This window comes from Propioniciclava soli (assembly GCF_038502305.1).
GTDB lineage: Bacteria > Actinomycetota > Actinomycetes > Propionibacteriales > Propionibacteriaceae > Propioniciclava > Propioniciclava soli.
The window spans coordinates 956,654-967,908 of sequence record NZ_CP115965.1 but is presented as its reverse complement, the minus strand read 5'-3'; the positions used below and the strand labels follow the sequence as shown (position 1 = coordinate 967,908).

Genomic DNA, 11,255 nt, shown 5'->3' with positions numbered 1-11,255 from the left:
CGCGAGCAGCGGGTAAGCTGGCCCGTCGAGTGCGTTCACCCGTCGAACCACCACCTGAGAAGGAACGTCACACCCGTGTCCACACCAGTCCACACGCTCGACCGCGTGGTCATCCGCTTCGCCGGCGACTCCGGCGACGGCATGCAGCTCACCGGCGACCGGTTCACCTCCGACACCGCGAACGCGGGCAACGACTTCGCGACGCTGCCCAACTTCCCGGCCGAGATCCGGGCACCGCAGGGCACGATCGCCGGTGTCTCCAGCTTCCAGCTCCACTTCGCGGGTGCCGACATCAAGACCCCGGGCGACAAGCCCGACGTGCTGGTCGCCATGAACCCCGCCGCGCTGCGCGCCAACCTCGGCGATCTCAAGCGCGGCGGCGTCCTGCTGGCCGACTCCCACGAGTTCACCAAGCGCAACCTCGCCAAGGTGGGCTACCAGTCCAACCCGCTCGAGGACGGGTCGCTGGCCGACTACCAGCTCCACGCCCTCGACCTCACCGGGCTGACCGTGGCGTCCGTCGAGTCGTTCGGGCTGGGCCGCAAGGAGGCCTCGCGGGCCAAGAACATGTACGCCCTCGGCCTGCTCACCTGGCTCTACAGCCGCCCCGAGGCGCACACGCTGGAGTTCCTGGACCGGCGCTTCGCCGCCAAGCCGCAGATCCGCGACTCGAACAAGGCGGCCTTCCTCGCCGGCCACGCCTACGGGGAGACGACCGAGACGTTCGCCGTCCGCTACGAGATTCCCGCCGCGCCCGCGCCCGCCGGCACCTACCGGCAGATCAGTGGCAACCGCGCCCTGGCGCTCGGCCTCATGGCCGCCGCCGTGAAGGCCGACCTGCCGCTGTTCCTGGGCGCCTACCCGATCACGCCGGCGTCCGACGTGTTGCACGAGCTGAGCAAGGCAAAGAACCAGGGCGTCACCACGTTCCAGGCCGAGGACGAGATCGCCGCGGTCGGGGCTGCGCTGGGGGCGTCCTACGCGGGCGCGCTGGGCGTGACGACGACGTCGGGGCCCGGCATGGCGCTGAAGAGCGAGACGATCTCGCTCGCGATCATGCTGGAGCAGCCGCTCGTGGTCGTGGACGTGCAGCGGGCCGGCCCGGCCACCGGCATGCCCACGAAGACCGAGCAGGCCGACCTGTTCCAGTCCCTCTACGGCCGGCACGGCGAGGCGCCGCTGCCGGTGATCGCCGCCCAGTCGCCCGCCGACTGCTTCGACGCCGCCATTGAGGCGACGCGCATCGCGCTGCGCTACCGCACGCCGGTGATCCTGCTGAGCGACGGCTACCTCGCCAACGGCGCCGAGCCGTGGCTGATCCCCGACCTGGCGTCCATCGAGCCGATCGAGGTGGGCTTCGCGACCGAGCCCAACGGGCCTGACGGCACGTTCCTGCCGTACGCCCGCGACGAGCGCCTCGCCCGCCCGCTGGCCGTGCCCGGCACCCCCGGCCTCGAGCATCGCATCGGCGGCATCGAGAAGGGTGACGGCACCGGGAACGTCAGCTACGACCCGGACAACCACGAGAAGATGGTCGCGCTGCGGCAGGCGAAGGTCGACGGCATCGTGCGCGACATCCCCGACCTGGTGGTCGAGGATCCCTCGGGCGGGGCGGACGTCCTCGTGCTCGGCTGGGGCTCGACCTGGGGGCCCATCGGCGCCGCCGCGACCCGCGTCCGCAACGCCGGCCGCGCCGTGGCCACCGCCCACCTGCGCCACCTGAACCCCATGCCGGCCAACACCGGCGAGGTGCTGCGCCGCTATCGCCGCGTCATCGTGCCCGAGATGAACCTCGGCCAGCTCGCCACGGTGCTGCGTGCGACGTACCTCGTCGACGTGAAGAGCTTCAGCGTGGTGCGGGGCCTGCCGATCAGCCCGGCCGAGCTCGCTCCGCACCTCATCGACCAGATCGACTCCCTGGGAGGCAACCAGTGACCGGACTCGCCCAGGTGCCCTTGGCACTCACCCCGATCAACCGCAAGGAGTTCGTCTCCGACCAGGAGGTGCGCTGGTGCCCCGGCTGCGGCGACTACGCCGTGCTGGCGGCGTTCCAGTCGCTGATGCCGCAGCTCGGCGTCCGGCGGGAGAACACCGTCATCGTCTCGGGCATCGGCTGCTCCTCGCGCTTCCCGTACTACGTCGACTCCTACGGCATGCACTCGATCCACGGCCGCGCGCCGGCGATCGCGTCCGGCGTCGCGCTGGCGCGCGACGACCTCGCCGTCTGGGTCGTGACAGGTGACGGCGACGCCCTCAGCATCGGCGGCAACCACCTCATCCACGCCCTGCGACGCAACGTGAACATTACGATCATGCTGTTCAACAACCGCATCTACGGGCTGACCAAGGGCCAGTTCTCCCCCACCTCGGAGACCGGCAAGGTGACGAAGTCCAGCCCGGCCGGATCCGTCGACGCCCCGTTCAACCCGGTGGCGCTGGCGCTGGGTGCCGGGGCGACGTTCGTGGCGCGCACGATCGACTCCGACCGCAAGCACCTCACCGAGGTGCTCACGGCGGCGGTCAACCACCGCGGTGCCTCGCTGGTGGAGATCTACCAGAACTGCCCGATCTTCAACGACGACGCCTTCGCCGGGCTCAAGGAGCCCGACTCGCCAGCCGTCGTCCCGCTCGTGGACGGCCAGCCGGTGACGTTCGCCGGCGGGGAGCAGGCCGTGGTGCGCTCCGGCGACGGGACGCTGATCGTCCGGCCCACCGCCGAGGTGGACGCCGGCGACATCGTGGTGCACGACGCGTCGGCCGACGACCCGTCCGTCGCCTTCCAGCTCGCCCAGCTCACCGCGAACCAGGACCTCTCGCGCTCCCCCATCGGCATCTTCCGTTCGGTGGATCGCCCGGTGTTCGACGACGAGGCCCGGCGTCAGGTGCACATGCCCGATGACCGCTCCGCCGCGCTGCAGGAGCTCATCACCGGCCCCGACACCTGGACCGTCGCCTGACTCCGCAGCCGGGGTGTGCTGACGCCGTGTGCTGACCCGGCGGGCGTGGCGCCGTGTGCTGACACCGTGTGCTGACCCGGTGGGCGTCATCGCCATCGCGTCCCGATCCTGAGCCGCCTCATCCCTGCGGCTCCACGTGGCTCACCTCAAGGCCACGTGGCGCACGTCCCCCTGACGTGGCGCGGTGGAGCTCTCGTGGCGCAGCTCGGCCACGGCCACGTGGCGCACCTCAAGCTCACGTGGCGCACGTCGACCCGACGCGGCGCAGCGCAGCTCACGTGGCGGGCCGCGCACGGGCCGCCACGTGGGCCCCGCTGCGCCACGTGAGGAGAAGGCGCGCCAAGTGGCCATGCAGTGCGCCAGGTCGCCGAGGCGAAACGTGGCGAGGCCGCGTGGGTTCCTCCGACCGCTCAGCTCCCCCCGCGGCCCAGATCACCCCGCGCCTGGAACGACCGCGTGGTCCGGGCGGGCCGCGGCTCAGCTCGACCGGGTCGGGACCTCCGAGCGGTCAGAGCAGAGAGGCCAGAGCGGCGAGGTCAGAGCGGATCGCTGCGGCCGTCCAGGGCGTCGCCGGCGCGGATGAGGGCCAGGTGACTGAAGGCCTGGGGGAAGTTCCCCGCGAGGCGTCCGCCCTCCTCGTCGTACTCCTCGGCGAGCAGCCCGAGATCGTTGGCCACGCCGAGCACGCGATCCATGATGGCCTTGGCGTCCTCCCGGCGCCCGGAGCAGGCGTACTGCTCGACCAGCCAGAGCGTGCACATGATGAACGCGTACTCGTCCCCCTCCAGGCCGTCGAGGCCCGCGCCGGTGCGATACCGGTGCACGAATCCCGCATCGGAGGCCAGATCGGACTCGATGCGCGCCACGGTGCCGAGCATGGCCGGGTCGTCGTAGGCGACGAAGCCGGCGTGCGGCAGCTGCAGCAGTGAGGCGTCCACCTCGTTGTTCTCATACGTCTGGGTGAAGGAGTTGAGCTCGCGGTCGAAGCCCCGCTCCCAGATCTCGTCGTGCAGGGCGGCGCGGCGCTCGCGCCACAGGTCGACGTCGCCCGGCAAGTCGTACTCCTCGACGGCCTCGATGGCGCAGTTGAGCGCCGCCCACATCATCACGCGGCCGTGGGTGAAGTGGTGCAGGTCCCCGCGCATCTCCCAGATGCCGTGGTCCTTACGGTCGAAGTTGTCGAGCAGGAAGGCCACGAGGTTCTTCTGCATGGCCCAGCTCGGGTCGGACTCCTTGTCCGCCCGCCGCAGCTTGGCCAGCGCGAGCATGACCTCCCCCACGACGTCGGACTGGTACTGGTCGGCCGCGCCGTTGCCGATGCGCACGGGGCGGGAGTTCTCATACCCCGAGAGATGGTCCAACTCCTCCTCCGGCAGGTGCCGCTCACCGCTGAGGCCGTACATGATGCGGACGTCCTCGGCGTCCCCCGCGATGGCCCGGATGAGCCACTGGCGCCACAGCTCGGCGCTGTCCGTCTCCCCGTGGTCGAGCAGCGCCTCGATGGTGAAGGCGGCGTCGCGCAGCCACGTGAAGCGGTAGTCCCAGTTCCGCTCCCCGCCGAAGTGCTCCGGCAGGGACGCCGTGGGCGCGGCCACCAGCCCGCCCGTCCGCGAGTGGGTCAGACCACGCAGCACCACCAGCGAGCGGGCCACGGCCTCGGCGTAGGGGTGGTCGTCGTCGTGGGCCGTGGCCTCACGGATCCAGCCCTCCCAGAACTCGACGGTCTCGGCACGGGCCGCCTCCACCGCCACGGGATCGGGCATGGGGTCGTAGGAGCGCGCCCACGTCAGCGTCCAGCACGCGGACTCCCCCGCAGCGAGCGCGAACGACCCGGCCAGGTGGCGCATCGGGCCCCCCGCGTCCAGGTCGCCGATGCACGCCTCGTCATCGCTGGCCTCGAGCAGCGGGCCGTGCAGGTTGAGTGCGTCCTCGCCGGCCACGAACCGCCACACCCGCTCGCCGTTGTGCTCGGTGATGCGGCTCCAGGGCTTGCGGCGTGCGTAGTCGAACCCCAGCACGAGGTCGTGGCGCACCTCGACCTCACCCTCCAGGCACTCGACGTGGCGCACCAGATCGGCGTGGTCGGACGACGGCGGCATGAAGTCGGTGACGCGCACCACCCCGCTCTCGCCGCGCCACGTCGTCTCCAACACCAGTGAGTGGCCGACGTAGCGCCGCTGCTCCGGCTCGGCGTTCGCGACGCAGAGCTGCCAGTGGCCGTCATCGGGGGTCCCGACCAGGGCGGTGAACACCGCCGGGGAGTCGAACCGGGGCAGGCACAGCCAGTCGATGCTGCCGTGCCGCGAGACCAGGGGCCCCGTGTGCAGGTCGGAAAGCAGGGCATAGTCCTCGATCGGCGCACTCATGGCCCTTTGCTATCACATCGACCCAAGGCGGCGGCTGCGGTCGCCACACGAAGGTCACGGTTTGGCAACGCACCCTTCCTTCGGGTGAAGCAGCCCTGCTACGGTGACTAAACCTTTAGCTGGCTAAACCTTTAGTCCGCCGGGAGAGGAGAGCCATGACGGCGAACAACCCCTCGGCATCCGGCCCCGCCTCGACGTCGAGGCTCGCCCCGGAGCCACGGGCCAACGTGCCCGAGACCCCGCTCGCCCAGATGCCCGAACCGCGCCGCAGCCGGGGCGGCCGCTTCCTTGCCAAGCGTGCAGGGTTCTACCTGCTCACGGCATGGGTGGCTCTCACCATCAACTTCTTCGTGCCGCGCGCCATGCCGGGCGACCCCGCCCAGACGCTGGCGCTCCAGATCACCCGCCAGACCGGCACCACGCTCAGCCCCGAGGTGCTGCAGTCGATCCGCAACCTGTACGGCGACCCGAACCAGAACCTGTTCGAGCAGTACTGGAACTACCTCGGCAGCATCTTCACCCTCGACTTCGGCCTCTCGGTCTCCCGCTATCCGGTCCCCGTGCTCGAGCTGATCCTGGGTGCGTTGCCGTGGACGCTGTTCCTCGTGGGCGTCTCGACCCTCGTCGCCTGGCTGGTGGGCACCTCGCTCGGCATCATCGTCGGCTACCGGCCCGGGTCGCGGCTGGACCTGTGGCTCACACCGATCTCCCAGTTCTTCTCGTCCATGCCGTCGTTCTGGGTGGCGCTGCTGACGCTGTGGGTCTTCTCCCTCACGCTCGGGCTGTTCCCCTCCTCCGGCGGGTACAGCCCCAACGTGCCGTTCCAGATCAACAACGTCTGGTTCCTGCTGTCGGTCTTCCGCTACGCCACCCTGCCCATCCTCACCGGGGTGTTCGTGGGCTTCTCGGGGTGGCTGTTCGCGATGCGCAACATGATGGTCACGACGATCAGCGAAGACTTCGTCACGCTCGCCCGGGCCAAGGGCATCAGCGAGCGACGCGTCATCTTCCGCTACGCCGCACGCAACGCGATGCTGCCGAACATCACCGGCCTGGCCTCCTCGATCGGCGGCATCATCGGCGGCGTCGTCCTCACCGAGATCGTGTTCACCTACCCGGGCATGGGGTACCTGCTGTTCCAGGCGATCACCACGAAGGACTACCCCCTGATGCAGGCCATCTTCCTCATGATCGTGCTCGCCGTGCTGGTGGCGAATTTCATCGCCGACTCGCTGTACGTGCTGCTGGATCCGCGGACGAGGGAGGTCTCAGCCATGGACCGGCTCCTGCGCAACCCCAAGGTCGTCATCGGCCTCGCCATCCTCGCCTTCTTCGTCCTCGTGGCGATCTTCGGGCCCTGGCTCATCTCGGCCCTGGGGCTCAACCCCCGGGCGGTGGACTACGGAGCGATCGCCACTCCCCCGTCCGCCGACCACTGGCTGGGCACGAACAACACCGGGCAGGACCTGTTCGCCCAACTGGTCGTGGGGGCTCGCGGCTCGGTGGTCGTCGGCGCCCTGGCCGGCACCATCGCCACGGTCATGGCGGTGGTGGTGGGCACCACGTCCGGGTACCTCGGCGGCACGGCCGACCGCACCATCAACGCGATCGTGAACGTCCTGATGACCCTGCCGGGTTTCGCCCTGCTCTTCATCATCGCGGGCTACGTCCAGAACGCCGGGTACATCCTGATCGCCCTGGTCATCGGCCTGCTGGGGTGGCCGGGCGGCGCCCGCTCCATCCGGGCCCAGACGCTGAGCCTCCGCAACCGGGACTTCACGTCGGCCCTGCGCACCACCGGGGAGTCGACGTGGCGCATCATCCTCGTCGAGGTGATTCCGCACCTGGGCGGCGTCATCTCCGCGATGTTCCTGTCCGCCCTCGTGGGCGGCATCTTCGCCGAGTCGTCCCTGGCGTTCCTCGGCCTGGGTGACACCTCGGGCATCACGTGGGGCACGATGATCGCCCAGGCCCAGTCCTCCGGCGCCATCCTGCGGGGCCAGTGGTGGTACTTCCTGCCGCCCGGCCTGTGCATCGCGATCATCGGCTTCGCCACCGCGCTCATCAACTTCGGCCTGGACGAGATCACCAACCCGAAGCTCAACTCGAGCCTCGCGGCCAGGACCCGCCGCTTCAACGCGGATCTGGCCAGGGCCAACGGACGAAAGGTCACCGCATGACGCGCCTGCTGGAGGTCAGCGACCTCGACGTGGTGTACCTCGGACTCACCGACGAGGGCAACGTCCGTGCCTGCGCGGACATCAACTTCACGCTGGAGCGCGGGGAGATCCTCGGCATTGCCGGGGAGTCCGCCTCGGGCAAGTCGACGCTGCTGACGGCGGTGACCCGGCTGCAGCAGGCACCTGCGGTGACGCCCAAGGGCAGCGTACGCTTCTACGACGCGGGCGACAGCGAGGGGGTCGACCTCATCGCGGCCGACGAGAAGGCGCTGCGACGCTACCGCTGGTCGGACATCTCCATCGTCATGCAGTCCGCCATGGCCTGCCTCAACCCGGTCACCCGCCTGGAGGCCCAGTTCGCGGACGCCCTCAGGGCGCACGACCGCAGCCTGAACCGGGCCCAGATCAGGCAGCGGACCGCCGACCTGCTCGCCATGGTGGGCATCGCGCCGCAGGCGATGGGCAAGTTCGCCCACGAGCTGTCCGGCGGCATGCGGCAGCGCGCACTGATCGCGTTGGCGCTGGCCTGCGACCCCGACCTCATCGTGATGGACGAGCCGACCACCGCCGTCGACGTCGTCATGCAGCGTCAGATCCTCAACCAGATCCTGCGCCTGCAGCACGAGCTCGGCTTCGCCGTCCTGTTCGTCACCCACGACCTGTCGTTGCTGCTCGAAATGGCCGACCGGATCGCCATCATGTACGGCGGCCGCATCGTGGAGATCGGGCAGGCACGTCAGATCGCCGACGACCCGCAACACCCCTACACCCGCGGGCTGCGCAACGCGTTCCCCTCGCTGACCGAACCCCGTCGGGAGCGCCACGGCATCCCCCGCTCGCCGCCCGACCTGCGCAAGCTGCCCGCCGGGTGCGCCTTCGAACCCCGCTGCGACGAGTCGGTCGCCGCCTGCGCCGCGGTGCGGCCCGAGCTGCTCGACATCGGCCCCTGCCTCGCTGCGTGCCACGTCCGCGCGGCCGAGCGCGGCGTCGCCCCCCTGCCCACCGCCCGACCGGCCACGGAGGTGATCGCATGACCCGGACCACCGGCTCCGGCCCCGTGTTGAGCGCCGACCAGCTGAGCATCATCTTCGACGGCAAGGACGCCGCCGGCCACGCCGTCGAGGTGCGCGCCTGCAACAAGGTGAGCCTCGACCTGCACGCCGGCGAGATCGTGGCGCTGGTCGGCGAATCGGGCTCGGGCAAGACGACCCTCGCCCGCGCGTTCGCCCGCATCTTCGCCCCCGACGAGGGCGAGATCCGCTTCCACGGTGAGCGCATCACCGGGCGGCCGAAGCGTTCCTTCTACCGCCACGTCCAGTTGGTCTACCAAGATCCCTTCGCATCGCTGAACTCGCTGAAGACCATCCGGCACATCCTGGGCCGGACGATCCGCATCCACAAGCCCGAACTGACACGGTCCGAGGTCACCGCCCAGATCCTGCAACTGCTGGAGATGGTGGCGCTGACCCCCGCGGAGGACTACATCGACCGCTTCCCCAGCTCCCTGTCGGGCGGCCAGCGTCAGCGCATCTCGATCGCCCGCGCGCTGGCGGTGGAGCCGGACGTGATCCTGGCCGACGAGCCCACGTCGATGCTGGACGTCAGCATCCGACTCGACGTCCTCAACCTGTTGGACGCCATCCGGCGCGAGCGGGGCGTCACGATCCTGTACATCACCCACGACATCGCGAGCGCCCGCTACGTGTCGGACCGCATGTGCGTCATGTACTCCGGCGAGCTGGTCGAGAGCGGGCCGACCGAGGAGGTCGTCTCGAACCCCCGGCACCCCTACACCCAGCTGCTGCTGGCCTCGGCGCCGGACCCCTCCCGCACGAAGCCGGCCGAGCCCGGCGACACCCCCGACGTCGACGAACCCGCCGACCCCTCGCAGGCCATCTCCGGATGCCGCTTCAACCCGCGCTGCCCGGCGGTCATGGACCGCTGCACGGCGGAGAAGCCCCCCTTGTTCACCGTCGGCGAGCAGCAGGTGAAGTGCTGGCTCTACGACGGGGTGGAAGCACCCACCAGAGCCCGCTCGACCGATGGGGAGCACCGACCATGAAGAAAGTGATCGCGGGAGCCATGGCGGCCTCCCTCTGTCTGGCCCTCGGGGCCTGTTCCACCGAGGGCGGCCCCGGCAGCTCTCCGGAAGGAGACGCACCCCGGGTGCTGAACCAGGTGGGCTGGGGAGGCACCACCTGGAACCAGAACTTCAACCTGTTCTCGCCCACCGGCGTCAGCGTCACCCCGGGGACGGCCTACATCTACGAGCCGCTCATCCGCGTCAACCGGATCGCCGCCGGCGAGATGATGCCCTACCTGGCCGAGTCGTGGGAGTTCAACGACGCCGGGACGGAACTGACGTTCACCCTGCGCGACGACGTCACCTGGTCCGACGGTGAGCCGTTCACCTCGGCCGACGTGAAGTTCACGTGGGATCTGGTCCTCTCCGGCGAGACCCCCGCGTCCTACCCGTTCACCTCGGTCGAGACCCCCGACGAGCACACCGTCGTCGTGACGTACGAGGAGCAGTCCTTCCAGGACCTGGTGGGCTTCTCCACGCGACGCATCGTGCCAGCCCACGTGTGGGAGAACCAGGACGTCCGCACCTGGACCAACCCCGAGCCGGTCGGTACCGGGCCCGCGACGGTCTCGCAGTTCAGCCCCCAGCAGATCACGTTCGACATCCGTGACGACTGGTGGGGTGGCGAGTCGAAGGGTCTCGACCAGCTGAACATGCACGCCATCACCGGCGACGCGACGAAGTCGCAGATCATCTCCGGGCAGGTCGACTACGGCACGTTCGGCTGGGCCAACGCCCAGCAGGAGTTCGTGGACCTCGCCCCCGAGACCAACTTCTACGGCTTCTACCCCGTCGGCACCGCCGACGGCCTCATCTTCAACGTCGAGCAGGCCCCCTACAACGACGTCCACGTCCGCCGGGCGCTCCGCGCGGCGGTGGATCTGGAGACCGCGGCAGAGATCGTGGCCGTCGGCTACGGCGTCCCGAGCGAGGCGGCGCTCGACCCGGTCGTGTACGCCGACCAGCTCGCACCCAACTCCGAGCACCGCTACGACCCGGAGTATGCCCAAAGCGAGCTCCAGGCCGGCGGCTGGACCGTGTCCGACGGGCAGCTCGTGGGCCCGGACGGCCAGAGCCACAGCCTGCGCTACGACGTGTACCAGCCCTATGACGAGTGGGTCCGCACCGGCACCATCCTCGCCGACCAGTGGCAGCGCAACCTCGGGCTCGAGGTGGCCGTGAACCAGATGGCCGACGCACCGTTCTCCGAGGCGTCCACCACCGGCAACTTCGGGATGCTCTCGTCCAGCCCGACCGGTGGGTCGACGCCCTACCAGGTGTTCAACTCCCTCGGCGAGGAGACCTACGTCCCCCTCGGCGAGCAGGCGATCAACAATTACGGGCGCTGGCAGAACGAGGAGTACAACGCCATCGTCACCGAACTGGCCGGCATCGCCCCCGGGTCCGACGACGCCCGCGCCCGCGAGCTGTCCATCCGCGCCCAGGAGATCCTGATCGACGAGGCGCCGTTCATCGCGACGGCCACCGCCGGCTGGAAGGCCGTCATCAACGGCCAGCACTGGACGAACTTCCCGGTGCCGGGTGAGGACGACTACGCGCCGAACCCGACGCTGCCCGCCGACGCCGCCCTCACCATCATGAACATCGAGTACCGCGAGTGACGAGGTTCTGATCCCTTCCGGTGGGGCGCCCTGCGGGGTGCCCCACC

General features: G+C 69.9%; 7 protein-coding genes. 6 read left to right on the top strand and 1 reads right to left on the bottom strand.

Going from position 1 to position 11,255, the window contains the following annotated elements:
- Window positions 1-75 precede the first annotated feature (75 nt).
- Together PCC79_RS04350 and PCC79_RS04345 are read left to right on the top strand one after the other, a co-directional pair.
- Window positions 76-1,935, top strand: coding sequence for a 2-oxoacid:acceptor oxidoreductase subunit alpha (locus PCC79_RS04350; protein WP_342373124.1), 1,860 nt, complete (start codon window positions 76-78; stop codon window positions 1,933-1,935).
- Window positions 1,932-2,957: a 2-oxoacid:ferredoxin oxidoreductase subunit beta gene (locus PCC79_RS04345; protein WP_232549909.1), complete on the top strand. Its 1,026-nt coding sequence runs from the start codon at window positions 1,932-1,934 to the stop codon at window positions 2,955-2,957. The genes PCC79_RS04350 and PCC79_RS04345 overlap by 4 nt, the downstream gene beginning before the upstream one ends.
- Before the next feature lie 536 nt (window positions 2,958-3,493).
- On the opposite strand, the gene PCC79_RS04340 is transcribed toward PCC79_RS04345, so the two are convergent.
- On the bottom strand, window positions 3,494-5,323 hold the full coding sequence (locus PCC79_RS04340) for a glycoside hydrolase family 15 protein (RefSeq protein ID WP_342373123.1): 1,830 nt from the start codon (window positions 5,321-5,323) through the stop codon (window positions 3,494-3,496).
- A gap of 155 nt (window positions 5,324-5,478) precedes the next feature.
- Here PCC79_RS04340 and PCC79_RS04335 point away from each other — a divergent pair, with 155 nt between their 5' ends.
- The 4 genes from PCC79_RS04335 to PCC79_RS04320 are packed head-to-tail and all read left to right on the top strand — an operon-like array spanning window position 5,479 to window position 11,208.
- The gene (locus tag PCC79_RS04335; protein WP_342373122.1) at window positions 5,479-7,503 is read left to right on the top strand and encodes an ABC transporter permease subunit; all 2,025 of its coding nucleotides are present in this window, start codon (window positions 5,479-5,481) and stop codon (window positions 7,501-7,503) included.
- Entirely contained in the window at window positions 7,500-8,537 is a 1,038-nt protein-coding gene (locus tag PCC79_RS04330) for an ABC transporter ATP-binding protein (protein WP_232549913.1), read from the top strand. The genes PCC79_RS04335 and PCC79_RS04330 overlap by 4 nt, the downstream gene beginning before the upstream one ends.
- A complete protein-coding gene (locus PCC79_RS04325) occupies window positions 8,534-9,565 on the top strand; it encodes an ABC transporter ATP-binding protein (protein WP_342373121.1) in 1,032 nt (343 codons plus the stop codon). Before PCC79_RS04330 ends, PCC79_RS04325 begins: the two co-directional genes overlap by 4 nt.
- Window positions 9,562-11,208, top strand: a complete 1,647-nt coding sequence (locus PCC79_RS04320; RefSeq protein WP_232549915.1) for an ABC transporter substrate-binding protein — start codon at window positions 9,562-9,564, stop codon at window positions 11,206-11,208. The genes PCC79_RS04325 and PCC79_RS04320 overlap by 4 nt, the downstream gene beginning before the upstream one ends.
- Window positions 11,209-11,255: the final 47 nt, after the last annotated feature.

Coding starts and splice junctions, on each gene's coding strand:
- PCC79_RS04340 (WP_342373123.1), bottom strand. CDS start 5,323: ATGAGTGCGCCGATCGAGGACTATGCCCTGCTTTCCGACCTGCACACG.
- PCC79_RS04335 (WP_342373122.1), top strand. CDS start 5,479: ATGACGGCGAACAACCCCTCGGCATCCGGCCCCGCCTCGACGTCGAGG.
- PCC79_RS04330 (WP_232549913.1), top strand. CDS start 7,500: ATGACGCGCCTGCTGGAGGTCAGCGACCTCGACGTGGTGTACCTCGGA.
- PCC79_RS04325 (WP_342373121.1), top strand. CDS start 8,534: ATGACCCGGACCACCGGCTCCGGCCCCGTGTTGAGCGCCGACCAGCTG.
- PCC79_RS04320 (WP_232549915.1), top strand. CDS start 9,562: ATGAAGAAAGTGATCGCGGGAGCCATGGCGGCCTCCCTCTGTCTGGCC.